General features: G+C 68.7%; 25 protein-coding genes. 13 read left to right on the top strand and 12 right to left on the bottom strand.

The window, feature by feature from the left end:
* Positions 1-71: 71 nt before the first annotated feature.
* A complete protein-coding gene (locus ACQPYH_RS31605; protein ID WP_432878754.1) occupies positions 72-794 on the bottom strand; it encodes a maleylpyruvate isomerase family mycothiol-dependent enzyme in 723 nt (240 codons plus the stop codon).
* Between the two features lie 30 nt (positions 795-824).
* Positions 825-1271: a DUF4231 domain-containing protein gene (locus tag ACQPYH_RS31600; protein WP_432878751.1), complete on the bottom strand. Its 447-nt coding sequence runs from the start codon at positions 1269-1271 to the stop codon at positions 825-827.
* Positions 1272-1303: 32 nt separating this feature from the next.
* On the opposite strand from ACQPYH_RS31600, the gene ACQPYH_RS31595 reads away from it, so the two are divergent.
* From ACQPYH_RS31595 to ACQPYH_RS31580, 4 genes are all read left to right on the top strand, one after another.
* The gene (locus tag ACQPYH_RS31595) at positions 1304-1804 is read left to right on the top strand and encodes a MarR family winged helix-turn-helix transcriptional regulator (RefSeq protein ID WP_130448833.1); all 501 of its coding nucleotides are present in this window, start codon (positions 1304-1306) and stop codon (positions 1802-1804) included.
* Positions 1805-1893: 89 nt separating this feature from the next.
* On the top strand, positions 1894-3567 hold the full coding sequence (locus ACQPYH_RS31590; protein WP_432878748.1) for an acyl-CoA mutase large subunit family protein: 1674 nt from the start codon (positions 1894-1896) through the stop codon (positions 3565-3567).
* A 94-nt stretch (positions 3568-3661) separates the two neighbouring features.
* Positions 3662-5407, top strand: a complete 1746-nt coding sequence (locus ACQPYH_RS31585) for an NAD-binding protein (protein WP_432878746.1) — start codon at positions 3662-3664, stop codon at positions 5405-5407.
* A 55-nt stretch (positions 5408-5462) separates the two neighbouring features.
* Positions 5463-6404 (top strand): tetratricopeptide repeat protein, encoded by a 942-nt coding sequence (locus tag ACQPYH_RS31580; protein ID WP_432878743.1) that lies wholly within the window; start codon positions 5463-5465, stop codon positions 6402-6404.
* A 14-nt stretch (positions 6405-6418) separates the two neighbouring features.
* On the opposite strand, the gene ACQPYH_RS31575 is transcribed toward ACQPYH_RS31580, so the two are convergent.
* Positions 6419-6865, bottom strand: a complete 447-nt coding sequence (locus ACQPYH_RS31575; RefSeq protein WP_432878741.1) for a MarR family winged helix-turn-helix transcriptional regulator — start codon at positions 6863-6865, stop codon at positions 6419-6421.
* 100 nt (positions 6866-6965) lie between these two features.
* On the opposite strand from ACQPYH_RS31575, the gene ACQPYH_RS31570 reads away from it, so the two are divergent.
* The 3 genes from ACQPYH_RS31570 (at position 6966) to ACQPYH_RS31560 (ending at position 10403) form a co-directional block, all read left to right on the top strand.
* Entirely contained in the window at positions 6966-7949 is a 984-nt protein-coding gene (locus tag ACQPYH_RS31570) for a hypothetical protein (protein ID WP_432878739.1), read from the top strand.
* 69 nt (positions 7950-8018) lie between these two features.
* Positions 8019-8900 (top strand): MurR/RpiR family transcriptional regulator, encoded by an 882-nt coding sequence (locus ACQPYH_RS31565; protein ID WP_432878736.1) that lies wholly within the window; start codon positions 8019-8021, stop codon positions 8898-8900.
* A 48-nt stretch (positions 8901-8948) separates the two neighbouring features.
* Positions 8949-10403, top strand: a complete 1455-nt coding sequence (locus tag ACQPYH_RS31560) for a hypothetical protein (protein ID WP_432878734.1) — start codon at positions 8949-8951, stop codon at positions 10401-10403.
* 1 nt (position 10404) lies between these two features.
* Here the strand turns inward: ACQPYH_RS31560 and ACQPYH_RS31555 are convergent, their stop codons facing one another.
* Positions 10405-11559, bottom strand: coding sequence for a citrate/2-methylcitrate synthase (locus ACQPYH_RS31555; RefSeq protein ID WP_432878731.1), 1155 nt, complete (start codon positions 11557-11559; stop codon positions 10405-10407).
* 83 nt (positions 11560-11642) lie between these two features.
* Here ACQPYH_RS31555 and ACQPYH_RS31550 point away from each other — a divergent pair, with 83 nt between their 5' ends.
* Positions 11643-12782, top strand: a complete 1140-nt coding sequence (locus ACQPYH_RS31550) for a citrate/2-methylcitrate synthase (RefSeq protein ID WP_432878729.1) — start codon at positions 11643-11645, stop codon at positions 12780-12782.
* Between the two features lie 77 nt (positions 12783-12859).
* On the opposite strand, the gene ACQPYH_RS31545 is transcribed toward ACQPYH_RS31550, so the two are convergent.
* Positions 12860-14299 (bottom strand): flavin-containing monooxygenase, encoded by a 1440-nt coding sequence (locus ACQPYH_RS31545; protein ID WP_432878726.1) that lies wholly within the window; start codon positions 14297-14299, stop codon positions 12860-12862.
* Positions 14300-14413: 114 nt separating this feature from the next.
* Here ACQPYH_RS31545 and ACQPYH_RS31540 point away from each other — a divergent pair, with 114 nt between their 5' ends.
* A complete protein-coding gene (locus ACQPYH_RS31540; protein WP_432878725.1) occupies positions 14414-14785 on the top strand; it encodes a YciI family protein in 372 nt (123 codons plus the stop codon).
* A gap of 71 nt (positions 14786-14856) precedes the next feature.
* A complete protein-coding gene (locus ACQPYH_RS31535; protein WP_432878723.1) occupies positions 14857-16089 on the top strand; it encodes an RNA polymerase sigma factor in 1233 nt (410 codons plus the stop codon).
* On the opposite strand, the gene ACQPYH_RS31530 is transcribed toward ACQPYH_RS31535, so the two are convergent.
* Entirely contained in the window at positions 16068-16481 is a 414-nt protein-coding gene (locus tag ACQPYH_RS31530) for a MerR family transcriptional regulator (protein ID WP_432878720.1), read from the bottom strand. The genes ACQPYH_RS31535 and ACQPYH_RS31530 overlap by 22 nt on opposite strands.
* A 23-nt stretch (positions 16482-16504) precedes the next feature.
* Between ACQPYH_RS31530 and ACQPYH_RS31525 the strand changes: the two genes are divergently transcribed.
* Positions 16505-17938, top strand: coding sequence for an MFS transporter (locus ACQPYH_RS31525; protein ID WP_432878717.1), 1434 nt, complete (start codon positions 16505-16507; stop codon positions 17936-17938).
* Here the strand turns inward: ACQPYH_RS31525 and ACQPYH_RS31520 are convergent.
* The gene (locus tag ACQPYH_RS31520; RefSeq protein WP_432878714.1) at positions 17919-18851 is read right to left on the bottom strand and encodes an RNA polymerase subunit sigma-70; all 933 of its coding nucleotides are present in this window, start codon (positions 18849-18851) and stop codon (positions 17919-17921) included. The genes ACQPYH_RS31525 and ACQPYH_RS31520 overlap by 20 nt on opposite strands.
* Positions 18852-18868: 17 nt before the next feature.
* Complete coding sequence (locus ACQPYH_RS31515; protein ID WP_432878712.1) at positions 18869-19765, bottom strand: alpha/beta hydrolase; 897 nt, start codon at positions 19763-19765, stop codon at positions 18869-18871.
* An 80-nt stretch (positions 19766-19845) separates the two neighbouring features.
* Between ACQPYH_RS31515 and ACQPYH_RS31510 the strand changes: the two genes are divergently transcribed.
* Together ACQPYH_RS31510 and ACQPYH_RS31505 are read left to right on the top strand one after the other, a co-directional pair.
* A complete protein-coding gene (locus ACQPYH_RS31510) occupies positions 19846-20229 on the top strand; it encodes a DUF4870 domain-containing protein (RefSeq protein ID WP_432878709.1) in 384 nt (127 codons plus the stop codon).
* Positions 20230-20239: 10 nt separating this feature from the next.
* Entirely contained in the window at positions 20240-21055 is an 816-nt protein-coding gene (locus ACQPYH_RS31505) for a phosphotransferase (RefSeq protein WP_432878707.1), read from the top strand.
* On the opposite strand, the gene ACQPYH_RS31500 is transcribed toward ACQPYH_RS31505, so the two are convergent.
* From ACQPYH_RS31500 to ACQPYH_RS31485, 4 genes are all read right to left on the bottom strand, one after another.
* The gene (locus ACQPYH_RS31500; RefSeq protein ID WP_432878704.1) at positions 21045-21914 is read right to left on the bottom strand and encodes an NUDIX hydrolase; all 870 of its coding nucleotides are present in this window, start codon (positions 21912-21914) and stop codon (positions 21045-21047) included. The genes ACQPYH_RS31505 and ACQPYH_RS31500 overlap by 11 nt on opposite strands.
* 10 nt (positions 21915-21924) lie before the next feature.
* Positions 21925-24099, bottom strand: a complete 2175-nt coding sequence (gene glgB / locus ACQPYH_RS31495) for a 1,4-alpha-glucan branching protein GlgB (RefSeq protein ID WP_432878701.1) — start codon at positions 24097-24099, stop codon at positions 21925-21927.
* A gap of 126 nt (positions 24100-24225) precedes the next feature.
* Positions 24226-25137, bottom strand: coding sequence for a tetratricopeptide repeat protein (locus ACQPYH_RS31490; protein ID WP_432894539.1), 912 nt, complete (start codon positions 25135-25137; stop codon positions 24226-24228).
* 264 nt (positions 25138-25401) lie between these two features.
* On the bottom strand, positions 25402-26256 hold the full coding sequence (locus tag ACQPYH_RS31485) for an AfsR/SARP family transcriptional regulator (protein ID WP_432878698.1): 855 nt from the start codon (positions 26254-26256) through the stop codon (positions 25402-25404).
* Positions 26257-26263 lie beyond the last annotated feature (7 nt).

The raw sequence follows: 26263 nt of genomic DNA, 5'->3' as shown, positions 1-26263 counted from the left end.
TCCTCCTTCTCGCTGAGACCACTCTGGTCTCTTGTGAAAGGAACGAACAGGCAGACCCGCGGAGGACATCGCTACTGCGTGGCTTCCGAGATCCTGCCGCGGAACGCCCGGACGACATTCGGGTCGCCGACGGTCTGGATCGCGTCCTCGCCGACGCGGCCCCACAGCCACAGATAGATCGGCGCCGGATCGCCGAAGATCTCCGCCGCCGCCTCGCCCTCCGCACCCTGCTGTACGTCGACGCTCGTCGCGTCGGCTGTGATCGTCCAGGAGCGGCCGGCCGCGGTGATGCGGAGCGTGGCGTCGATCGGGTACTCCGTGTCGCCCTCCTCCCACCACGGTCCGGCGATGGTCGGGTACAGCACCTCGTCGATGCCGTCGAGCGCGAGGTCGGCGTCGATCGGCGTGACGACATCGTGGGCCTGCTCGACGTCGATCCGGTGGATGACGCTCTCGTGCGCCATCCGCCGGTACCAGAAGGTGGAGGTCGTGTCGCGCGGGTTGAACGTCCACGTCTCCGTCCCGGTCCCGGCCGCTTCCAGCGCGCTGATGAGCGCCGCGCTCGCCTCGTCGTACCACTCGAGGGTCTCGCGTGCGGAGAAGTCCGGCGGCCACGGATCGGGGCGGGCACCGAGCTTCAGCACCTCGACCTTGTGGACGTAGACCTGCGCGACATGGCGGACCACGTCGTCGACCGTCCACCCCGGACAGCTGGGCACGGGCGCGTCGAGCCCCATCCGCGCGACCTCACCCAGCCGCGCACTCTCGGCGCGGACATGTTCCAGAAATCTCATGCCCGCACCTTCCCAGACCCCGTGGACAGTTTATACGCTCCGCGCCTTCAGAGCGGCCTCCCAGTTCTCGGTCTCGGAATGGCTGATCTCGACCACCCGTTGGGCCAGCAACTTGACCGGCTCCTCAGCATCCGCGTACCGACCGGCTCGCTGGGCGTAGAGCCAGGCCTCGTTGCGTAGCTCCTGGGCGGTCCGGGTGTAGGTGGGATAGGAGTCCTTGAAGCCGAACAAGGTCCGGATTCCCTCGGCCAAGGCGATGACACCACCCAGTGAGGGGGCCAGCCAGGTGGGGGCGTTGATCGCGACCGAGATGGCGATCACCAGGGCAGCGACGAGCTGGACGGTGCCCAACGCCCGGTACCAGATGCGGGCGCGCCGCGCTTGGGTGGCGTACCAGCGGAATCTGATGCTGATCAGTTGTTCGGCGGGGTTCTCGGTCCCGAGGGCGGGGAAGTCCGAATCTCTGAGTTTCGACATGGTCTGCCTAGTGTCGGGCTAATCTTCGGCCCATGGCGAGGAAGAGGGCGTTGCCGTTCGATCCGATCGACGAGGCGTCGCGGCAGTGGGGGCGGCGGTGGGGCGCGGTCGAGCAGATGCGTGCCGTCACGTCGCTGATGCGCGCGCAGCAGATCGTGATCAACGAGCTGGACGACATCCTCCGCAAGCACGGGCTGACCTTCGCGCGGTTCGAGGCGCTGGTGCTGCTCACGTTCTCGCGCCGCGGTTCGCTGCCGCTGGGAAAGATGGGCGAGCGGCTGCAGGTGCATCCGACCTCGGTGACCTCGATCGTCCGCCGGCTCGAGGCGGCCGGGCTGGTGACCCGGACGCCGCACCCCGACGACGGACGGGCGATCCTGTGCGAGATCACCCCCGCGGGTCGTGACCTGGTCGAGCGCGCCACCGCCGATCTGGTCGCCGCCGACTTCGCCGTCTCCGGGCTCACCGACGAGCAGCTGAAGATGCTCTGGACCGTCCTCGAGCCGCTGCGCCACAACGCCGGCGACTTCTGACCGCAATTGCTTAACCTGCAGCGATCCAGCGGTTGGAAATAGTTGGACGTCCTAGTATTTTAGGACCAGTTCCCGAGGAGGTCTGACTGATGGATGCCGATTCGATTGCGGCCGGCCGGAGCCGGTGGCAGCAGCGGTACGACGCGGCGCGCAAGCGGGAGGCGGATTTCACCACGCTCTCCGGCACCGAGGTCGAGCCTGTCTACGGGCCGCCCGAGGGGGTCGAGGATCCGCGGATGGAGCGGATCGGCTGGCCGGGGGAGTTCCCGTTCACCCGCGGGCTGTACCCGACGGGGTACCGCGGCCGGACCTGGACGATCCGTCAGTTCGCCGGCTTCGGCAACGCCGAGCAGACCAACGAGCGGTACCGGATGATCCTCAACGGCGGTGGCGGCGGCCTCTCGGTCGCGTTCGACATGCCGACGCTGATGGGCCGCGACTCAGACGAGCCGAAGTCGCTCGGCGAGGTCGGCCACTGCGGCGTCGCGATCGACTCGGCCACGGACATGGACCGGCTGTTCAAGGACATCCCGCTGCAGGACGTCACCACGTCGATGACGATCTCCGGCCCCGCCGTGCCGGCGTTCTGCATGTACCTCGTCTCCGCCGAGCGGCAGGGCGCGGACATCACCAAGCTCAACGGGACGCTGCAGACCGACATCTTCAAGGAGTACATCGCGCAGAAGGAGTGGCTGTTCCCACCGGAGCCGCATCTGCGCCTGATCGGCGACCTGATGGAGTACTGCGCGACCACGATCCCGGCGTACAAGCCGCTCAGCGTCTCCGGGTACCACATCCGTGAGGCCGGGTCGACGGCCGCGCAGGAGCTTGCGTACACGCTCGCCGACGGGTTCGGGTACGTCGAGCTCGGGCTGTCGCGCGGGCTCGACGTCGACGTGTTCGCGCCGGGCCTGTCGTTCTTCTTCGACAGCCACCTGGACTTCTTCGAGGAGATCGCGAAGTTCCGTGCGGCCCGCCGGATCTGGGCCCGCTGGCTCCGCGACGTGTACGGCGCGAAGACCGAGAAGGCTCAGTCGCTGCGTTTCCACACCCAGACCGCGGGCGTGTCCCTGACCGCGCAGCAGCCGGTCAACAACGTCGTCCGGACGGCCGTCGAGGCGCTGGCCGCGGTGCTCGGCGGGACCAACTCGCTGCACACCAACGCGCTCGACGAGACGCTCGCGCTGCCGACCGCGGAGTCCGCGGAGATCGCGCTGCGGACGCAGTCGGTGCTGATGGAGGAGGTCGGGGTCACGAACGTCGCCGACCCGCTCGGCGGTTCCTGGTACGTCGAGGCGCTCACCGATGCCATCGAGGCCGAGGCCGAGCAGATCTTTGCCCGGATCAAGGAGATGAGCCCGGACGAGACCATGACCGGCGGCATCCTGCGCGGGATCGAGGACGGCTGGTTCATGGCCGAGATCGCCGACGCGGCGTTCGAGTACCAGCAGAAGCTCGAGAAGGGCGAGAAGAAGATCGTCGGCGTCAACACGCTGACCGACACCGTCTCCGGCGACCTGGAGATCCTCCGGGTCTCGCACGAGGTCGAGGTCGAGCAGTGCCGGGTGCTCGCGGAACGCAAGGCGAACCGTGACGAGGACCTGGTACGGCGTACGCTAACGGCTCTGGTGGAGGCGGCCAGCGGCACTGGCAACCTGATCGAGCCCATGCTGGAGGCAGTGCGTGCGGAGGCCACGATGGGGGAAATCTGTCACGTTCTTCGGGAACAGTGGGGCGAGTACCGAGAGCCCGCCCGATTCTGAGGAGCAGCCGCAGCCCGATCTGACTGCCGCGGCAACCAGCGCGATCGGGCCGGCCGACGGGCGTCGCGTGGTGGTCTGCGGGTCGGACCGCACGATGTTGCGAGTGACAACGGAACTGGTGAGCTCGGGCGAGCGGGTGACCGCGATCGTGAACCCGGACTCGCGTCACTACGACCGGATCAAAGAGCTGGGCGCGAACGTGATGGGCGCCCGGGTGATCAGCGAGTCGCTGCTGCGGCGCGCCGGGGTCGACGCCGCCGACGACGGGGCGCCGTCCACGGCGCGCGCCCTGGTGCTGCTGGACAACGACGACGTCCACAACGTGCACACGGCTCTGACCGCGCGCGACATGGACCCGGAGCTGCGGATCGTCGTACAGATGGTGAACCCGCGGCTGGGCAAGCACATGAACCGGCTGCTCGGCGACTGCGTCGTGATCAACGGGCCGTCGCTCGCAGCACCCGCTTTCGTGTCGGACGCGCTGGAGGACGACGAGCTGACCTGGCTCGATCTCGGCGGCCGACGGCTGGTGGCCGGGCAGGCCGACCTGATCCGGGAGCCGCATCTGACCGTGCTCGCGGACACGACCTCGTCCGCGACGCCGACTCTGCTCCCGTTGTCGAGCTCCGATCCCGACGGCGACATCGTCCTGGGGACCGGTGTGCGAGCGCTCTGGGGGAGTCGTGACGTCCGTCCGGCCGGCTGGTTCATGGCGCTGCGCGACATCCTCGACAGCCGGGTGCGGAAGATCGCCGCGGTGATGGCGTTCCTGATCGTGGCCGGTACGGGCGTCATCCACTACTTCGGCGGGATCGAGTGGTGGCGTGCGCTGTACCTCGCGGCCGGGGTGGTGACGTCGGCCGGGATCGACGACGACAAGTTCAACGACGCGCAGCCGTGGGTGAAGGTCAGTGCGGTCCTGGTGCAGCTGACCGGGATCGTGCTGATGGCGCTGCTGACCGCGGTCGTGGTCGACTCGCTGGTCGGTGCCCGGCTGTCGCGGCTCATCGGCGGTGTCCGCGGGCGGCCGCGCAATCACGTGGTGGTGTGCGGCCTCGGTACGGTCGGGTCGCGGGTGCTGGAGATCCTCACCGAGCGGGGTGTCGCGGTGGTGGGGGTCGACCAGGACGACGAGGCGCCCGGCGTACAGACCGCGCATCGCTTGAGGATCCCGGTCGTGGTCGGGGACAGCAGCAACGAGGAGACGCTGCGGCTGGCCGGCGTACAGCGGTGCCAGTCGGTGCTGGCGATCACCGACGGGGACATCACCAACCTGGAATGCGCGATCATGGCGCGGGACCTGAACCCCGATGCCTGGATCACGATGCGGATGTTCGATCACGACCTGGCGCAGCGGGTCGAGCGCCGGCTCGGGCTGGGACACAGCCGGTCGGTGTCGATGCTGGTCGCGCCCGCCGTGGCAGCTGCGGTGGCGAACCGGCGTAGTCAGGTGACGGTCCCGGCCGGTCGTCGCGTTCTGCTGCTCACCGAGGTCACTGTCGAGCCCGGCTCGATCGCGGTCGGGAAGCGGATGGGGCAGCTGGACGAGGCCGGGGGACTGCGGGTGCTGGCAAGGCAGGACCTGGGCGAGGCCTGGGACTGGACTCCGACGTCCGGTCCGGAGCCCCGAGCCAACGGCCGCGGGCCGGCGGGCGAGCGAGAGCCCCGGACGGGAGGCCGGGAGTTCCGGCCGGGAGGGCGTGCTCCGGCCGCGGAGCGGGTTCCGGCGGTCGAGCGGGAGCTCCGGGCGGGGGACCGGATGGCGGTCGCGGGCACCCGGAGCGGGCTGGCACGGTTGTTGATGGCGACCCGGGCTCAGCAGAGTTCGGCGTCGTCGTAGAGGATGGACCTGTGAACGTAGATCGGGTATGTGCGCACGGAATGCGAGGACAGTGGTGAGCCAGTCCAACTTCTCCCGTCCCGGGGCGATCGACCTGTCGGGCCTGCGCAAGCCGGCCGGTGCGGCTCCCGGTACGCCGGGTGGTCCCGGCGCTCCGGCTGGTGCCGCCGGCGGCGCGTACGTGCTGAACGTGACCGAGGCGAACTTCCAGACCGACGTGATCGAGCGCTCCCTGCAGGCGCCGGTCGTGGTCGAGCTGTGGTCGCCCCGCTCCCAGGGCTCGAACGCTCTCGGTGCGGTGCTGGCCCAGCTGTCGACCGAGTACGACGGCAAGTTCCTGCTGGCCCGGATCGACGTCGACGCGAACCCACAGGTGGCGCAGGCGTTCGGCGTGCAGTCGGTGCCCGTGGTGATCGCGATCCTGCGCGGTCAGCCGGTGCCGTTGTTCCAGGGCGTCCTGGGCGAGCCCGAGGTCCGGCAGTACCTCGACCAGTTGCTGACTGTGGCGGTGGCGAACGGCATCACGGGTCGCGCCGAGCCGGTCGGACCGGCTGCCCCGGACGCTGACTCGGAGGAGGAGCCGCCGCCGAACCCGCGGTACGAGAAGGCGGAGAACGCTCTCGGCGCGGGTGACCTGGACGGCGCGATCGCGGCGTACGAGGAGCTGCTGAAGGAGACGCCGGCCGACGCCGAGGCGAAGTCCGGGCTGGCGCGGGTGCAGCTGGTGAAGCGGACCCAGGACGTGCCGGACGACGTACGGACGCGGGCCGCGGACAACCCGACCGATGTCGAGGCGCAGCTGCTGGTCGCCGATGTCGACCTCATGGGCGGGCATGTCGACGACGCTTTCGCGCGCTTGATCAGCACGGTCCAGGCGACCTCGGGCGACGAGCGGAACACTGTCCGGCTGCACCTGCTGGAGCTGTTCGAGGTGGTCGGCGCCGACGACGACCGGGTGATCAAGGCCCGCCGTCGGCTGATGTCCGCCCTGTTCTAACCCTTCAGGATCGTCTAACTCTTCAGGATCGGATCTGTTGTCAGGGTCTCCGAGACCCGGGCGAGGAGGGCGCGGAGGGTCTCCGCCTCCTCCTCGCTGAAAGCCGCGGCCAGCCGGCGTTCGACGCCGGTGGCCCGCTTGTCCGCCTGATCGAGGGCCTTGCGCCCGGCCTGCGTCGGACGGGTCTCGATCACGTGCTTGTGCAGCGGATGCGGCGTGCGCTCGATCAGGCCGCCGGCCTCCAGGTTGCGCAGGATCGTCGTCATCGTCTGCGGGGTGACGGCGCAGCGGCGAGCCAGCTCGGCGGCCGAGATGCCCGGCTGCTCGTCCAGCACGAACAGAGCGGCGTACTGCGGAACCGTGAGTCCGGCCGGTTTCACAGCGGCTGACTTCGCCGCCTGCAGCTCCTGCTCGACCCGCTTGAAGTGACTGCCGAGCCGTTCGTCGAAGGACATCCGCATGCGGACCATCCTACGAACGGCGTCGATAATATATGCATTGACGGCCATCAGACCTCTGATTAGTATCTGTGCTCGTATTGATCTCGAGGAGGAGTTCTTGATGAGGTTTCGAGTGTTGGCCGCGGCGTTGCTCGCCTTGACGGCGTCGCCGGCCGCAGTTCCCGTCACGGCCGCTGCTTCGCACGGGATTCCCGTGCAGCTCGACGGACGGACGGCTGACAGGTACCCGGAGGGGATCGCCTGGGATCCGACCCGGCAGGCGTTCCTGATCGGGTCGCTGGCGACCGGGCGGATCTCGGTGGTCGGCCGGGACGGCGTGCCGCATCCGTTCGGTGTCGCGCCCGGGGTGTCGACGTTCGGGCTGCATGTCGATGCCGTGCGCAACCGTGTGCTCGTCACGTACGCCGATATCGGCAACGGTGAGCGGTCGTCGGATGCGACGCTCTACAAGCAGTCCGGTGTCGCGATCTACAACCTGCGTACTGGCCGGCTCGAGCGGAAGGTTGACCTGAACACTTCGCGGCTGAATCCAGCCGGCGGTCGTCACAGCGTGAACGACCTGGCGATCGATGCCGTGGGCAACGCCTATGTGACCGACTCGGCGGGAGACGCGATCTATCGGATCACGCCTGGCGGTACGGCGTCGGTTCTGGTCCGCGACGAGCGGCTGCGGAGCGACACGATCGGGGCCAACGGCATCGTCTGGCATCCGGGCGGCTACCTGCTGGTGGTCCGGTACGACGTGGGCACGCTGTTCCGGATCTCGCTGCGCGGTGCACTCAGTACGACTGGTCTGACCAGTGCACTGGTCGGGGGAGACGGCTTGGCGCTCGCGCGGGATGGTCGGCTGATCGCGATCACCAACAAGCTCGGTGCGGCCGGCGTCGAGCGGGCGACTGTGCTGAGCAGTCGCGACAACTACCGGACTGCTCAGGTGCGGTCGGTCGAGCCGTGGCCGGTCTCCGGTCCGACGACGGCCGCGATCACGCCGTACGGGACGTATGTGCTGAGCGGGCGGATCGATGTGCTGATCGCGGGTGGCTGGTCTGACCAGTTCACTATCCGGCGGATGGCTGCGCGCTGAGGACCTTGGCCGGAATCGGACAGTGTGAATTCTTGTAATTAATACTGAAGTGCTCTGAGAATTCTTTACATGAGTGCAGTCGCATCGCCGCCGCCGAGTCTCGAGGCGCGGATCCACGGCCTGCTGCCGGCGTTGAGTCCGGCGCAGGCCCGGATCGCCGCCGAGGTACTGCGGGATCCGGCGGCGGTCGCGGGATCGACGATCGGCCAGTTGGCGGCCCGCTGCGGTACGTCGCTGCCGAGCGTCACACGCTTCTGCCTCGCGCTCGGCCTGTCCGGGTACGCGGAGCTGCGGCTCACGCTCGCGGCCGAGAGTGGTCGGACGAGTCTCAGTTGGGAACGCGGGACTGGTTCGGAGGTCGGACCAGACGACTCGCTCGACGACGTACTCCGGACGCTCCTGCGTGCCGACACGCGGGCGCTCGAGGACACCGTCGCGTCGCTGGACGTCGACGCGCTCGGACGTGCGGTGCGGGCGATCTCGGATGCGCGACGGATCGACCTGTACGCCGTGGCGGGGTCGGCGGCGGTCGCCGAGGACCTGCGGTTGCGGCTGCACCGGATCGGGCGGAGCGCGAGTACGTGGAGCGACGTACACACTGCCCTGGCGAGCTCGGCTCTGCTCGGGAGCGGTGATGTCGCGATCGGGATCTCGCACAGTGGCGAGACGCTCGAGGTCCTTGAACCCGTGACCCGGGCCGGGCGGCAAGGGGCGACGACTGTTGCCATCACCAACTACCCGCGCTCGCCGTTGGCGCGGGTTGCGGACATCGTGCTGGTCACCGCGGCTCGCGATGTCACGTTCCGGACCGGGGGACTGGCCGGCCGGCATGCCCAGATGATCGTGCTGGATGCGCTCTATCTCGGCGTCGCCCAGCGCGACTATCCGTTGGCCGAGCAGGCCTTCGATGCCACCGCCGATGCCGTCGCGGATCACCGTCAACGGTCCTGAGAAGTCTTCTGCCGCACGCTCCGTTCGACCGCCTTCCGAAGGAGAACCATGCAGAGTCCGCACCAGATCCTTGGCCCCAGCCGTCGCAGTCTGTTGCTCGGCGCCGGCGCCACCGCGTTGACCGCCGCAGCCGCAACGGCTGCTTCCACGACTACCGCAGCCGCCTCGACCACCAGCACCGGCGCGACGACCTCCGCCGCCGGCGCGACGACCTCCGCCGCCGGTGCGGCGAGCGCCGGTGCGGCTGGTGCCGGGGCGGCCCCGGCCGCGGTGCCGTCGCCGGATACGTTGCCGTTGATCGGTGGGCCGGACTTCCCGATCGGGTTGTTCTGGCCGCCGCATCCGTACGCGAGCACCGCGCAACGGTTCGCGGAGATCAAGACCGCCGGCTTCGACTTCATCCTCTCCGGCAACTACGCGGGAGACGGCAACATCTTCCAGTACCAGTTGGGCCTGGCCCGCGACGCCGGCCTGAAGATGCTGATCTCGGACGATATCCAGATCCGCAACATGTCCCGCTGGTTCTCGATCTCCGACACCACCACCGACTTCCTCAGCGTGACGCCGGCCGAGGCGAGTGCGCTCTACATCCGCGCTCGCGACGCGTACGGGCCATACTCGTCGCTGGCCGGCTTCAACTTCTACGACGAGCCGGGTGCGGGCTGGTTCGCGACGCTGGCGAAGGCGCTCTCGATCTCGCGTGAGCTGGCCCCGCAGCTGCTGCCGTACATCAACCTGCTGCCGTCGGACGACGCGACGTACTATCGCAACTTCGTCGACGTCGTGCAGCCGTCGCTGATCTCGTTCGACCGGTACCCGCTGCTCTCCGAGGGGCGCGAGGACGAGAACTATTTCCACAACTGGGCCATCGTCCGGGACGCCGCGCTGCACGGCGACATCCCGGCCTGGGTGTTCATCCAGACGCTTGCCTACAACAACCATCGCGAACCGACCGCGGCCGAGCTGCTCTGGCAGATCAACATCAGCCTCGCGTACGGCGCGAAGGGCATCCAGTACTTCACGTACTGGACGCCCGAGGCTGCTCGTGGTGAGGGATTCGGGCCGGCGCTGATCACGGTCGACGGGCAGCGCACTCCCCGATACGCCGCCGCGAAGAAGATCAACACTACCTGGCTGCATCAGGTCGGGCGCGAGCTGAAGCCGCTGGTGTCGGAGTCCGTCGTGCACGCGAACGAGACGCCGCTCCCGAACGGAACGGTGGCGTTCACGCCGACCGCGTTCGTGACCGACGTCTCGCGGAGTCCGGTGGTGCTCGGCACGTTCAGGTCGCGGGACGCCGCGGTCAAGGATCGCTGGGTGCTGGTGGCCAACCGCTCGCACTCGACGCTGGCCCCGACCGTGGTCTCGGTGAACGAGCAGACGGTCGGGTCGGTCGGAATCTTCCAGCCGGCGAAGCAGGCGTACGCCGCGCGGCGGGTCGGTCCGATCCCGTTGGAGCTGGAGCCCGGTGCGGCGACGTTGATCAAGCTCGGCGCGAAGTAGTTCAGGTGGTCTGACCGGTGTAGATGCCCATCGCGCGGAAGCGGAGGGCCGGGGCCGCGTACTCCTCCAGGGCGTGCGCGGTCCAGCCGATCATCCGGGCGAGCGCGAACAGGGCGTCGCCGGCGTCCGGGCGGAAGTTGTACGCGTGCATGATCGCGGCGATGGCGAGGTCGCTGTTCGGGAACGTCGGGGTGCGTTCGGCGATCGCGGCGATCGTGCCGACGATCGGGTGGTCGCCGAGCAGTCCGAGCAGTACTTCGGCGCGCGGGTCGCGATGCTGGTAGATCCGGTGCCCGAAGCCGGGGATCGGTTCGCCTGAACGCAACTGGTCGGACAGGGCTTTGAGCGGATCCTGCTGTGCGCGGTGGAGGAACTCGTACGCGAGGGTCGGCGCGGCGCCGTGGTACTGCCCGTCGAGCGCGCCCAGGCCGGCCGAGATGACGGCGTACAGGTTGGCGCGTGCGCTGGCGGCGACGCGGGCGGCGACCGTCGAGACGGCGAGCCCGTGGTCGGCCAGCAGGATCAGAGCGGCATCGAGCACCTCAGGCCGAGGCGCTTCGTCAGACAGCTTCGGCCAGAGGCGCGCGCCGAGAGTCGCGCCGGAGTCCACGTGGTCGCCGGGCAGCGCTGTGACCAAGGTCCCGATCAGTCGCCCAGCTGCAGCAGTCACGGACGGCGCGGACAGGTCGAACCGCAACGGATCAGCAGCCCCCAGCACCGCCACCGCCACCCGCAACCGATCCGTCAACCGAGCCCCGTCCGGCACCACCCCCATCGCAGCCCGCGCCAACGGGACCTCACCGGCTGAGAAACCAACTGCAGCGGACTGGTCACCGGTCCACAGGAGGTTGGCTACTTGGGCGACTGTTGAGGTGGTGGCGAGGGATCGGGCTGGGTGGCCTCGGTAGTAGAGCTCGTCGTCTTGGAGGAGGGTCAGTTCGGATTCGATGCGTTCTACGACGCCGGAGTGGTCGACCGACTTGCTGGCCAGGCGTTCTACCTCGGCGGCTGAGAAGAGGCTGCCGCGGCGGCCTCGGGCTCGGGTGCTGGTGAGGAGGCCTCGGCTGACGTAGGCGTAGATCGTCTCCGGCTTCACCTGCAGGCGGCGTGCGACCTCCGCGGTGGTCAGGTAATTCTCGTCACCTTCGGCCGTCATCCCCGCTCCTCAAGTCATTCATCTCGTCGAACATTGACTGGATCAATATTGACAATAGTTGATTCGCTGTCAACTCTGAAGATATGTCAACAGTGATCAATGTTCCGCCCGGTCTGCGCAACGTCGTCGTCACCGAGACGGCCCTCGGCGACGTCCGTGGCGATGAGGGGTTCTACCACTACCGCCAGTACTCGGCGATCGATCTCGCCAAGTCCAAGACGCTCGAAGACGTCTGGTACCTGATGTTCGAGGGCCGCCTCCCGACCGACGCCGAGCGCGACCGGTTCATCGCCGAACTGGCGCCGCTGCGGGTCCTGCCCGACGAGGTCAGCGCGGTCCTCCCCGCGATCGCGGCCGCCGGCGCCAAGTTCAACCCGCTCGCTGGTCTCCGCACGGCCCTGTCGCTCCTGGCGGCAGTACGTGGCCTCCCGCCGCTCTGGGACGCCGACCCGGCCCGCCGCAAGGCCGACGCGATGCTTGTCTGCGCGGTCACCCCGACCATCCTCGCGGCTCTCTACCGCCTCCGCGAAGGCCAGCAGCCGCTGGAGCCGCGCGCCGACCTCTCGGCCGCAGCGAGCTGGCTCTACCTGGTCACTGGCGCCGAGCCGAACGCAGTACATGCGACCGCGATCGAGCACTACCTCGTCTCGACCCTGGACCACGGCTTCAACGCCTCCACGTTCACCGCGCGGGTGATCGCCTCCACCGGCGCCGACGTGGTCTCGGCCGTCGCCGGAGCGATCGGCGCGTTCTCCGGACCGCTGCACGGCGGTGCGCCGGACCGGGCCCTCGCCAGCCTCGACGAGATCGGTACGCCGGACCGCATCGACGCCTGGGTCCGCGCGAAGGTGTCGGCGGGCGACCGGATCATGGGATTCGGCCACGCGGTATACCGAACCGAGGACCCGCGTTCGTTGATGCTCCGCGATATCGCCCGCGGCATCGGCGGTGACCTGGTCGACTTCGCGACGACCGTCGAGCAGCGCATCGTCGACGTCCTCGCCGAGCTGAAGCCGGGCCGCAACCTCTACGCGAACGTCGAGTTCTACGCCGGCGTCGTGATGGAACTGTGCGGCATCCCGCGCGCGATGTTCACGCCGACGTTCGCGGTCAGCCGCATCATCGGCTGGTCCGCCAACATCCTCGAACAGTCGGAGGACCCGAAGATCATCCGCCCGATCGCCAGTTACGTCGGCGCCGAACCCCCGGCGCCCATCCCGTAGCCGACCAGCTCGACACACGAACTCGGGGGCCGGCACAGGCAATAACCTGTGTCGGCCCCCGAGTGCCTGTGTCGACCTCAGTCGCGTCGGAACTGCATGACCCCGTCGCTGATCGGCCCGAAGCGCAAGGTCACCAGGTCGCGTGGGTAGTTCTGCCGGAGGCGCCAGGGGCCCTGACTGCCCTGGCGCGGGAGGATCGACGCGGCCCGACGGATATAGCCCGAGGACAGGTCGACGACCGGCCGGGGCGGAGCGTCGTACTCGGCCGGGTCGACCTCCGGGATGCAGATGCGGGTGCCGGTCGCGGTCAGGTGGTTGAGGAGCCGGCAGACGTACTGCGAGGTCAGGTCGGAGCGCAGCGTCCAGGAGTTGTTGGTGTAGCCGATGCACCAGGCGAGGTTGGGTACACCGCTCAGCATCATCCCCTTGTAGACGAACGTGTCGTGCGGCGCGACCGACCGCCCGTCGACCGTCACCTGGATGTTGCCAAGCGCAACCATCCGCAGGCCGGTCGCGGTCACCACGAGATCGGCCTGCAGTTCCTGGCCGGACCGCAGCAGCAGACCCTGCGGGGTGAAGCGCGAGATCTCGTCGGTCACCACCGACGCCGATCCGTCCCGCAACGCCTTGAACAGATCGGCGTCCGGCACCAGACACAACCGCTGGTCCCACGGCTTGTACTGCGGGGTGAAGTGCGGATCGACCGGGATCGACTGCGGCAGCTCCCGAGCCACCCCGGCGTTCAGCAGCCACGCCGCATGCGCCGGCCACTTCCGGAACGCACTGTAGAGCGCGGTGCTCACAGCAACGTTCTTCCCGCGGATCAGCCGGTGCGCGAGGTTCTCCGGCAGTACGGCGCGGAGCCGGTCCGAGAACGCGTCACGGGCGGGCCGGGAGGCGACGTAGCTCGGCGTACGCTGCAGCATCGTCACATGGGACGCCGTATCGGCCATCGCGGGCACGAGCGTCACCGCGGTCGCACCACTGCCGATGACGACCACTCGCTGGCCGGTGTAATCCAGGTCGGCCGGCCAGTGCTGCGGGTGCACGATCCGGCCCTCGAACGAGCTCTGCCCGGGGAAGTCGACCACATACCCGGAGTCGTAGTCGTAGTACCCGCTGCACACATACAAGAACGAGCAGGTGTAGACCGAGTCGCCCGTCTCAACCGTCCACAGCGCGTCGACCGACGACCAGGAGGCCTGCACGACGCGTTGGCCGAAGCGGATGTGCTTGTCGATCCCGTACGTCGACGCGGTCTCGTGCAGGTAGTCGAGGATCGACGGCCCGTCCGCGATCGCCTTCGCCGCCTTCCACGGGTGGAACGGGAATCCGAGCGTGAACATGTCCGAGTCCGACCGCACCCCCGGGTACCGGAACAGGTCCCACGTGCCGCCGAGGGCGTCCCGCGCCTCCAGTACGGCGTACGTCCGGTCCGGGCAGCGGGTCTGCAGACGGTACGCCGCGCCGATGCCGGACAGGCCTGCGCCGACGATGAGGACGTCCAGATGCTCCATCGAAGTCACAGTACTCAACAGTAATGAAGATTCTTCCCGGGTGTTGTCGATTCCGTGTGGCGGCGATCGTCAGCAAGATGTTCAGTACAAGCCCTACACGAGGGAGAGCCTGAGATGGCGCAGTACATGTTCCTGCTGTACGACAGCGAAGAGTGGTACGACAACGTCACGCCGGACGACTGGCAGCAGGCGATGAAGCTGCACGGGGCGTTCGCCGAGGCCGTGGAGAAGGCCGGGGCGCGGATCCTCGGCGGGGAGGCGCTCGAGCGGTCGACGACGGCGAGCACCGTGAAGCAGCGCGAGGGCGCCGAGCCGCTGGTCACCGACGGTCCGTTCATCGAGACCAAGGAGGCGCTCGGCGGCTACTACGTCATCGACGCCCGTGATCTCGACCAGGCGCTGGAGCTGGCCAAGATCTGCCCGTCCGGCAACGTCGAGGTCCGTCCGGTGATGGACACCTCGTCGGACTCACAGCCGTCGGCCTGACATGACCGAGACGGGTACGCCGACGGTCCGTCCCGTCGGCGTACCCGCGGGGGACAAGCGGGGGAGATGTGGTGACTGAGGCGGTAGAGGTCACCCGGGTGGTCGACCAGGCTCATCGTGAGAGCTGGTCGACCGTACTCGCGTCGGTCGTGCGGCTGACGCGGGACCTCGACCTGGCCGAGGACTGCACGCAGGACGCGTTCGTGCAGGCGCTACGGACCTGGCCGGACGGGATCCCGTCGAACCCGGGCGGCTGGCTGACCACGGTCGCGCGGCGCCTCGCCCTGGACCGGCTCCGGCGCGAGACGAACCTGTGGCGGAAGCTCCCACTGCTGGTCGAGGAGCCCGGCGAGATCGAGCAGCCGACGGATCCGCTGAGGCTGGTGTTCACCTGCTGCCACCCGGCGCTGGCGCGCGAATCGCAGGTCGCGCTGACGCTCAGGCTGATCTGCGGGCTCACGACCCGCGAGGTCGCGGCGGTCCTGCTGATCAGCGAGTCGACGGCGGCGGCGCGGATCACGAGGGCCAAGAAGAAGATCGCGGCGGCAGGTATCCCGTACCGGATCCCGGCTGACCACGAGCTGCCCAAGCGGCTGGACGTCGTGCTGACCGTCGTACATCTGGTCTACACGGCCGGGCATGTTGCGGCGGGGTCGGCGTTGACGCGGACCGATCTGACTGGCCGCGCGATAGAGCTGGCACGGTTGCTCGAGCGGCTGATGCCGGACGAGCCGGAACCGCAGGCGTTGCTCGGGTTGCTGTTGATGACCGAGGCGCGCGGTGACGCGCGGGTGAGCGCCGACGGCGAGTTGGTGTTGCTCGCGGATCAGGATCGTTCCCGGTGGGACGCGCCGATGCTTGCGGAGGGGGTATCGCGGGCCACGGCGGCGTTGGAGCGCGGCCACGGGCGGTTCGCGTTGCAGGCGGCGGTTGCCGGGCTCCATGTGACCGCGCCGTCGTGGGCGAGGACGAACTGGGGCCAGGTGGTCCGCATGTACGACGCGATGATGGTGAGCTGGCCGACCCCGATCGTCGCCCTGAACCGGGCCGCCGCACACAGCCTCGTCCCCGGCGCGGACCTGGAGACGGTCCTCGACGAATTGGATGCCTTGAGCAAGGAACCGGCGCTGGCGACGTACGCCTATCTGCCGGCCACTCGCGCGGACGTGCTCACCCGGCTCGGGCGTACGGACGAAGCCGCGCGGGCCTACCGAGAGGCGATCGAGCTCACTGCCAACGAGACCGAACGGCGCTTCCTGATCGCGAGGCTTCAGGCGCAGAGTCAGCGTGGCGCCCAGAGCTGATCGGCGTCGCCGGCTTCCATCCGGCCGCGGTACACGTCGATCTTGTGGTCGATGAGCTCCAGACTCTCCTGCAGCTCGGCGAGCTGGGTCAGTACGTCGGAGCGGTGCGTCTCGAGGAGCTCGAGTCGATCCTTCTCGTTGCCACGCCCGGCCAGGACGAGCTCGGCGTACCGGCGGATGGTGCGGATCGGCATCCCGGTGGCGCGGAACCTGGTGCAGATCTTGATCCAGTCCAGGTCGATCTGGCGGTAGCGACGGCGCCCGCCGGCGGTGCGGTCGACGGTGGTGACGACCAGGCCGGCGCGTTCGTAGTACCGCAGCGTGTGGACGCTCACGCCGGTGCGTTCGGCGGCCTCGGCGATGCTGATCCCGCGTTCATTGACTTCGAGCACGCTCTAAATCCTACCGTGGTGGTATGACCCTTCCAACGTCCGAGGACACCGGAACGCTCGAGGACACTGGTCTGACCAGTGCCCGCAGGTACGCCGTCCTGGTGATCTGCTGCGCCAGCCTGCTGATCTCGGTGATGGACATCTCGATCGTCAACGTCGCCCTGCCGGCGATCCGGGACGGGCTCGGCGCCTCGACGGCCGGACTGCAGTGGACCGTCGACGCCTACACGCTCGTCCTCGCGAGCTTCCTGTTGCTGGCCGGATCGACCGCCGACCGGTTCGGTCGCCGCCGGATGTTCCGGCTCGGGCTGATCGTGTTCGGGATCGGTTCGCTGCTGTGCAGCCTGGCGCCCGGCATCGGCTGGCTGATCGCCGCCCGTGCCGTCCAGGCGGTCGGCGGCACGATGCTCAACCCGGTCGCGATGGCGATCGTGGTGACTGTCTTCCCCGACCGGGCCGAGCGGGCCAGGGCGATCGGGATCTTCGGCGCGACGGCCGGCCTGTCGCTTGTCCTCGGCCCAATCGTCGGCGGCGCGCTCGTCGACGGCCTCGGCTGGAGGTCGATCTTCTGGGTGAACCTCCCGATCGTCGTACTCGCGGTGGTCTTCACCAGCCTGTTCGTCCCGGAGTCGCGAGCTGCCCACGGCCGCCGGTTCGACCCGATCGGCCAGCTCCTCGTGATCTTGGTCCTCGGCGGCGTCGTGTCGGCGATCATCGAGTCCGAGAAGCACGGCTGGGGTTCGCCGTTCATCATCGGGCTGCTCGTGGTCGCGGCCGTCTCAGCGGTCGCACTGATCGCCTACGAGCGCCGTCGCGAGGAGCCGCTGCTCGAGCTCCGCCTGTTCCACAGCGTCCCGTTCAGCTCCGCCGTACTGATCGCGCTGTTCGCCTACAGCGGCTTCGGTGCGTTCCTCTTCGTCACGACCCTCTACCTGCAGAGCGTCCGCAACCTGTCCGCCCTCGACGCCGGCCTGTCCCTGCTGCCGGTCGGTCTGCTGATCTGCGTGCTGTCGCCGCTGACCGGCCGCGTGGTCGGTTCGCTCGGCCCGCGCCTGCCGCTGGTCGTCGCGGGTACGGCGCTCACGCTCGGAGCGGCCGCGTCGATGACGATCGGCATCGCGACCCCGCTGCCCGTGATCCTCGCGATCTTCCTGCTGTTCGGCGTCTTCCTGGGCACGATCAATCCGCCGATCGCGAACTCGGCGGTCTCGGGGATGCCCGCGTCGATGACCGGTCTCGCGGCGTCGCTCGCATCGGTCGGCCGGCAGACCGGTACGTCGCTCGGTGTCGCGATCGCCGGATCGATCGTCGGTGCCAAGGCGACGACCGATCCGCAGGCGTTCGTCCACGCCGCCCATCTCGTCTGGTGGCCGATCATCGCGATGGGACTCGTCGTACTCGCGTTGGCTCTGGTGAGCACGAGCCGCCGCGCACTCCTTACGGTGCAGGCGGTGTGAGCGGCAGACCGAAGTGCGTGACCAGGCTGGGTGTGCTGAACACGTGGATGTGGGTGAGCCCGGTGGTCGTCGGAGTGAGTACGGCGATGCCGTACGCCTCTCCCTTGAAGTACGCGCCGACCGCGGGCTGACCGTTCGCGACGATCGGCAGCATCCGCCAGTCGCCCGGTGAGCCGAGCGCGGAGGCCAGTAGCTGCAGGCACATCACCCGGCCGTTGAACCAGGCGGTCGTACCGACCATCTCGATCGCCGCGTCCGCGCGCAGCGCCCGCTCGAGCGCCGCCAGGTCGGCATTCTCGAAGCCGCTGACGTAGTCCGCGAGAAGAGCCTGCGCCTGCGGGTCGTCCGGCTCGACGATCGCCTCGGTCGGGTTCTCGTCGAGCCGGGCACGGGCTCGTTGCAGCGTGCTCTTCACCGCCGCGACCGAGGTGTCGAGCATGGTCGCGACCTCGGCCGCCGGGAACGCCAGGACCTCGCGCAGGATCAGCACGGCGCGCTGCTTGGCCGGCAGATACTGCAGCGCGGCGATGAGCGCCAGCCGCAGGCTCTCTCGCGTGGTCACGATCGTCGCCGGGTCATCGACCACCAACGACTCTGCCATCGGCTCCACGAAGAGCACAGCTGGGTCGTCGGGAGGTACGCCGGGGGAGAGGTCCGTGGCCGGAGCGCCGAGCCCGGACGGCAGGGCGCGGCGGCCGCGCTGTTCGAGTGCGGTGAGGCAGACGTTGGTCGCGATCCGGTACAGCCAGACCCGCACCGACGAGCGCTCTTCGAACCCCGACCACGACCGCCAGGCCCGCAGGTACGTCTCCTGTACGGCGTCCTCCGCCTCGTGCACCGACGCGAGCATCCGGTAGCAGTGTGCGAGCAGCTCCTTGCGGAACGGCTCAGTCCGGCTGCCGAAATCGCTCACTGCTATCTCCTCGATTGTCACAGGCCGAGCACCGGCCGTGCCCAGCGTGCCATCCGCTGGATCGCATCGTCGGCTTCCGGCGCGCGACCGGCCGCCATCTGGAACGTGTGCTGCATCTCCGGGAACACATCGAGCCGCACCTCGACCCCGGCCTTCTCCGCTCCCTCGGCCAGCATGTTCGCGTCGTCGAGCAGTACTTCGTCGCCGCCGACCTGGATGTAGATCGGTCCGAGCCCGGTGAGGTCGCCGAACAGCGGATTCACGAACGGATCCCGCGGTGAGCCGTCCGGTCCCAGGAAGAGGTAGGCGAGTCCACGGACGAGGTCGCGGTGGAAGAACTCGTCACGATCCCGGTTGGCGTCGTACGACGCTCCGGTCGCCTCGAAGTCGACGGCCGGGGAGAACGGCATTGCTCCGGCCGGTAGGGGCAAGCCGATCGAGCGGGCGCGGAGCTGGGTGGTGACGGCCATCGCGCCTCCTACCGAGTCGCCGGTGAAGAGGACGTGCTCGGGGGAGATGCCCTGGTTCAGCAGCCAGCGGTAGGTGTCGACCGCGTGGTCGAGCTGGGCCGGATGCGTGTGCTCCGGCGCCATCGGGTAGTCGAAGACGAGCGCTCGGACGCCGATCGCCTTGGCCAGGTGAGCGAACATCTTCCGGTGTGAGTAGCGCGATCCGCCGATGTAGCCGCCGCCGTGGAAGCACAGCAGGACCCGGTCTGCCGAGGCGTGGTGCGGGACGATCCAGATCGCCTGGCGGCCTTCGACGGAGAGGTAGTCCACGTCTGTGGGCTCGGTGGTCAGCTCGGCCCAGCGGTGGTCGCCCAACTCCTGGTCGCCGTCGGGGGTGTCCCGCTGGGCGGACTCGCGCGACGCGACCCAGTGCCGCCGGACCGCTTCGGACTCCTTGCTCGCCATCGTGATTCCTTTCGTTGCTGGTCGTTATCGGTACTGACCAGCGCTGCCGCGAAAAGGAATCGGCGTGCTTCACTGGGAGCATGAGCACTCCGGGCTCAGGGTCGGCGTTGTCGGCCTCGGAAGAACGCACGTGGGCGATGCTCGCGCATGTGGGGGTGTTCATCGCGGCCTGGGTCGCGATGGGGTTCCTGTGTCCGCTGATCATCTGGCTGCTGTTCCGCGGCCGGTCCGAGTTCGTCCGCAAGAACGCGGTGGAGTCGCTGAACTTCCAGATCTCGCTGCTGATCTACACGGCGATCGCGGTGGTGCTAGTGCTGATCACGTTCGGTCTCGGGGTGCTGATCATCGTGCCGCTGATCGTGATCGGTGCGGTCGCGGCGGTCGTGGTCATCGTGCTGGCGACGATCGCGGCCTCGAGCGGCCAGGACTACCGCTACCCCTTGACGATCCGGTTCATTCGTTAGAGTCGGGCCGGTGGAGCTCATCGGCCAGGGGATGGAAGGCGCGGTCTACGACCTCGGGGACGGGACCGTGCGGAAGGTCTGGTTCGACCGGCGGCCGGAGGATGTGCTGCCGCTGAAGGCGTTCCTCGACGAACTGCCGGAGTTGCCGTTTCGTACGCCGCGGATCCGCGAGATCGGCGTCGGGGAGAACGGGCTCGCGGTCAGCGTCGAGGACAAGCTGACCGGGGTGCCGCTGCATCAGGCTGGTCTGCCGGAGTCGCAGGCGCTGGATGCGTTTGTCCTGGTTGTCGAGGCGCTCCGCTCTGCGCGCCCGGGTCCGGCGAGCAGAGCGCTACCGGTGATTGGTGAGCCGTTCTGGGAGCGGTCCTGGGGCGAGAGCTTGGCTGCAGTCGTACGTCGTCGCGCAGCAGCCTCGAAGGTTCATCTCGAGCGGGACGTGCCTGACTTCCCGGGACTGCTGGAGACGGTGGTTGAGGGGCTGTGCGACCTGCCGGAGGTCGAGCTCAGCGTCGTACATGGGGACGTTTGTCCGCCCAACGTGCTGATGCACGGCTCAGAGGTTGCGGCGGTGCTCGACTGGGGGTTCCTGTCGACTGCCGGGGACACCACGTTCGAGGCGTCGTTGGCGGCCGGGTTCTTCGACATGTACGGGCCGGAGGCGCGGCGGCTCGACAACCTGTTGCTGGATCGGTTTGCGGGGCTCGGACACGATCGGGAGCGGATGCGGTTGTACCGGCAGGCGTACGGCATCGTCACCGCGACGATCTACGACGAGAACGCCGGCGACGGGCACTACGTCTGGTGTGTCAACCAGCTCACGAAGTGATCGGTACGCCGGCGCGTAGGTTGTGAAGCTGATCCGGCGCGGCCAGGAGCATCGGGAGGCGGCGGGCGTTGAGCGGGGAGACCAGGCCCTCCAGCTCCTCGGGCGCGTGCCACGACAGGGCGCGGATCTCGAAGCCGTCCGGCTGGAGCTCGTCGATCAGCGATGGGTCGTGTACGCCGCCGTCGTACAGGATCTCGACAGCGTCGCCCCAGCCCTCCCAGCGCGGCAGCCAGTCGATGGCCAGTACGCCGAGTAGGGGCAGCGCCGTACCCATCTCCTCCTGCATCTCGCGCGACGCACCGGTCGCTGGGTCCTCGTCGGGCTCGACCACACCGCCGGGCAGCTCCAGGTCCTTCTTGTAGCTGACCTGACACAGCAGGACGCGCCCAGCCGTGTCGCGTACGACGACGTGGGCGATCACTCGCTTCTTGGGCAGCGTGGAGTCCATCAAGGCTGTCCAGCCGGTCACCGTGTTCGGGCGTGGGTCGTCGATGCGCATGCCGTAGATGGCGACGTCCCGGCGCTCACCGTCCACGAGCGCGGCGCCACGCAGTACGCCTTCGCGCCGGAAACCGGACCGGATGGCGACCCGCGCGGTCGAGTGGAGCTCCGGGTCGACCTCGACCTGCAGCCGCTCGAACCCGAGCTCACCGAACGCGTACTCCGTTGCCAACCGGACTGCCCGCAGTGCCAGCTCGTGCCCGCCGTCGAGCGCCCAAACGACCAGTCCGGCGTCCTGGGTGGTCCGGCGCACCTCGACGGTCCCGACCGGCTTGCCGTTCTCCACGTCGAACACGACTGCTTGTGCGTCCTGGCGTGACAGTCGCAGGGTCAGGTCACCATCGATCAGCGGAGTCACGCCGTGAACGCTACCCGGTGAAGCGTAGGTACACCGTTGCCAGGGGTGGGACGGACAGCTCGGTGCTGGTGGTCATCCCGTGCCACTCCGGTCCGTCGGCCTCGACGGCGCCGAAGTTACCGACACCGGAGCCGCCGTACGTGTTCGCGTCGGTGTTGACGGCCTCTTCCCAGCGGCCGGCGTACGGGAGACCCAGACGGTAGCCGTGGTGCGGGACCGCGGAGAAGTTCGCGATACACGCCACGGTCGGCTCACCCTCGTCGCCGTACCGGACGAAGGAGAAGATGTTGTTGCTGGCGTCGTTCGCGTCGATCCAGCTGAACTTCTCCGCCTCGTGGTCGGTCCGCCAGAACGCCGGAGTGTCCTTGTAGACCCGATTGAGATCGCGGACCAGCTGCTGCAGACCCTGGTGGTCGCTGTGGTCCAGCAGCCACCAGTCCAGCTCGCCCTTCTCCGACCACTCCGACTCCTGGCCGAACTCACAGCCCATGAACAGCAGCTGCTTGCCCGGGTGCGCCCACATCATCGCCAGGTACGCACGCAGGTTCGCCAGCTGCTGCCAGCGGTCGCCGGGCATCTTGCGGAGCAGCGAACCCTTGCCGTGCACGACCTCGTCGTGGGAGAGCGGGAGGACGAAGTTCTCGGAGTACGCGTACATCATCGAGAACGTCAGCTCGTGGTGGTGGTACTGCCGGTGGATCGGCTCGTGCTCCAGGTAGCGGAGCGAGTCGTTCATCCAGCCCATGTTCCACTTGAAGCCGAAGCCGAGACCGCCGAGATGCGTTCCGCGGGTGACGCCCGGCCAGGACGTCGACTCCTCGGCCACGGTGATGACGCCGGGGACCCGCTTGTAGAGGGTCGCGTTCATCTCCTGCAGGAACGACACGGCCTCGAGGTTCTCCCGGCCGCCGTACTGGTTCGGGACCCACTGGCCGTCCTGGCGCGAGTAGTCCAGGTAGAGCATCGAGGCGACCGCGTCCACGCGCAGGCCGTCGATGTGGAACTCCTCGGCCCAGTAGATCGCGTTCGCCACCAGGAAGTTCCGCACCTGGGGCCGGCCGAAGTCGAAGACCAGCGTGCCCCAGTCCGGCTGCTCGCCGCGGCGCGGGTCCGGGTGCTCGTACAGCGGCGTACCGTCGAAGCGGGCCAGGGCCCAGGCGTCCTTGGGGAAGTGCGCGGGCACCCAGTCGACGATGACGCCGATCCCGGCCTGGTGCAACTTGTCGACGAGCAGGCGGAAGTCGTCCGGGTCGCCGAAGCGCGAGGTCGGCGCGAAGTACGACGTGACCTGGTAGCCCCACGATCCGCCGAACGGGTGCTCCATCACCGGCATCAGTTCGACGTGGGTGAACCCCATGTCGTTGACGTAGGCAACAAGTTCGTCGGCGAGCTCGCGGTACGAACGGCCCTTCCGCCAGGATCCGAGATGTACTTCGTAGACGCTCATCGGCTCGGCGTACGCCTCGGTCTGCGCGCGCTGCTCGAGCCAGGCGGCGTCGCTCCACTCGTACGACGACTCGGTGACGACGGACGCGTTCGCCGGGGGAGTCTCGGCCAGGTTGGCCATCGGGTCGGCCTTCTGCCGCCAGACGCCGTCGCGGCCGCAGATGTCGAACTTGTACCGCGTGCCCGCGCCGACGCCGGGCACGAACAGCTCCCACACGCCGGACGAGCCGAGCGAGCGCATCGGGTGCGCGCGGCCGTCCCAGAAGTTGAAGTCCGCGGTCAGCCGGATCCCCTGCGCGTTCGGGGCCCAGACGGCGAACGACGTGCCGGTGATGGTCCCGGTCGGGCCGTCGTACCGGCGGACGTGGGCGCCGAGCACGGTCCACAGCTGCTCGTGCCGGCCCTCGCCGATCAGGTGCAGGTCGACCTCGCCGAGCGACGGGAGATAGCGGTACGGGTCGTCGACCACGGCCGCGGGACCGTCGGTATACGTGACCTCGAGGCGGTAGTCCGGGACCTTGTCGACATCGAGTACGCCGACCCAGATGCCGTCGTGCTCGTGCCGCAGATCGAGCCGCTGGTCGTCGTACAGCACGGTCACGCTCTTCGCGAACGGCCGCAGGGCGCGCACCGTCACACCGTGCTCGCCGAGATGCGGGCCGAGCACCTGATGAGGATCGTGGTACGTGCCGGCGACGAGTCTCTCCAGCTCGGTCCGATCGACCCGAACCGCTGTCACCACAGGCTCCTCAACCGCCACCACAGGCTCCTCAAAAGCTTCGCGCTCTCCCATGAATCCCATCCTGCCCGATCAATGCTGTCTTCACTGCACCCCGTACCCGCCGAGTCCCGACGTACACAATCGTTAGTCCGCTAATGCAGCTTTCACGGCGTTGAGACGGGCGGTGTAGCGGGGCCAGGCGAAGCCGGTTCGGGTGTGGGCTGTGGTGGTTTCCGCCAGCAGCGCGGTGGCTTGCTCGCGGTTGCCCTGGGCCAGCGCGAGAGCGGTGGCTACAGCGCGGGCGGCGAGCCAGGACGTGCTGTGGTCGGTGGTTTCGGCGAAGACTGCGTCGAGGAGGGTGGCGGCTTCGTCGACTTCGCCTTGCAGGATGAGGAGATCGGCGAGGTCGATGTATGCGTGGGTTACGCCGCTGTCGTCGGCGACGGCGTACTCGACCGCGGCGCGCAGGTACTTCTCAGCGGCGTCGAGGTCGCCGCGCGCGACCGCGACCACGCCGCGGATCACCTCGTTGAGCGGGAGGATCTGGCGGTCGTCGAGGCGGCGTGCGTAGTGGTCGGATTCGGCGGCTGCCTTCAGCGCCTCGTCGTACCGGTCGAGGCTGACGAGCGCTCCCGCGAGATTGCTGAGGCCGCGGGACAGGCCGTGCTCATCGCCGTACTCGCGGTCCGCGACGACGCAGGTCTCGTAGCACTCGAGGGCCTTGGCGGGCTGGCCTGTGTAGACGTAGAGGGTGCCCAGCGCGTCGGTGCAGGCGGAGAGTCGGCGTTCGTGCTGCGGTGAGGTGCGGGCCAGTGCCTGGCCGGCCAGCAAGGGGGTGAACGCGTCCAGGAGGTGGCCGCGTTCGATCTCGACGATGCTGCGGTAGTAGAGCGCCGTCAGCGTGAGGGTGTCGTCGTCTTGAGTCCTGGCCAGTAGTTCGGCTTCGGTCAGGGACGCGGCGGCTTGGTCGAAGCGGCCGCGCATCGTCAGGACGAAGCCGTGGTTGCTGAGGGCCGTGACTCGCTCGGCTGTGGTTGCGTTCGGGGCGTCGGACAGGGCGCCGAAGTGGCGGGCGGCTTCGGCGTACCAGCCTCTGATGAGCCACGGCGTGTGGAGGGCTAGTGCTAGGCGGAGGCCTACTACGGCGCGGTCGCTGCCTGGGGCGCGGTCGAGGACGTCGAGCAGGTTGGGCCATTCGGCGAAGACTTCGGTGATGGAGTCGGCCGAGGCGAAGTCGTCGTCGCCACCGGCTGTCTCGACGAAGGCGAGAGCCCAGTCGAGTTGTGCGCCGCGGGCTTGGTCGGTTTCGCCGGCGGCACCTCAAACACCCCGCCGGTGACCGGGCTGCCGCCCGGCGGCACCTGGGATGAGGCGGCGACCGGTCCGCCTGCCGTCCGCGGAGTGGGTGGGGTTGGTTTGAGGAGGAGGGTTGGGTCTTGGCGGAGTAGGCGTAGCTCCATCGCGGCTGTGTCGGGGGGCTGGGTTTACGCCTAGGTCGTCGGCTAGGCGGGTGCGTAGTTTGGAGAGGCGGGATAGGGCGTCTGCTTGGCGGCCGGTGCGGTAGAGGGACAGGGCCAGTAGGCACCAGAGGCGTTCGTGTAAAGGGTTTTCGGCTGCTAGGGCCTCTAGCTCGCGGGCGGCTTCGGCTGCGTGGCCCAGGGCTAGGTCGGCGTCCAAGAGTTCCACCTGGAGAGCCAGTCGCCACGCGTCGAGTTGTTCGCCCTCGGCGACGGCGTACGGGACGGTGCGCAGGTCGGCGAGCGACGGGCCGCGCCAGTGGGACAGCGCGCCGCGGGCCGCCGTACGGACCAAAGCAGGCTCACCGGAGCGGACGGCCGCGTGCATCTGTTCGGCTGCCAAGCGCGCCTCGGTGAGGTCGGTGACGCGGGCCGCCAGCGCGTATCCGCCGTTCGAGCGAGTCAGCAGCGAAGGGAGTTCGAGGGCAGCGCGGAGCCGGGACGCGAGCACGCGGAGGCGCTCGGTCGGTCGGGCCAGGTCGACGTCACCCCAGAGGTCGACCGCGACCCGGCTGTCCGGAACAGACATACCGCCGGCCAGCGCGAGCCGGACCAGCAGGGCCCGTTCCAGCGGACGGTCGACCGAGAGCGGGGTGCCGCCGAGCCTGACCACCAGAGGGCCGAGAACACCGACCTCTAGCAGCGGCTCGGGAGGCATGCCCGCA

Origin of the sequence: Kribbella sp. CA-245084, from assembly GCF_050942355.1 — a bacterium.
Classification (GTDB): Bacteria; Actinomycetota; Actinomycetes; order Propionibacteriales; family Kribbellaceae; genus Kribbella.
The sequence above is the reverse complement of the archived record's forward strand: the minus strand, read 5'-3'. Positions and strand labels throughout refer to the sequence as shown.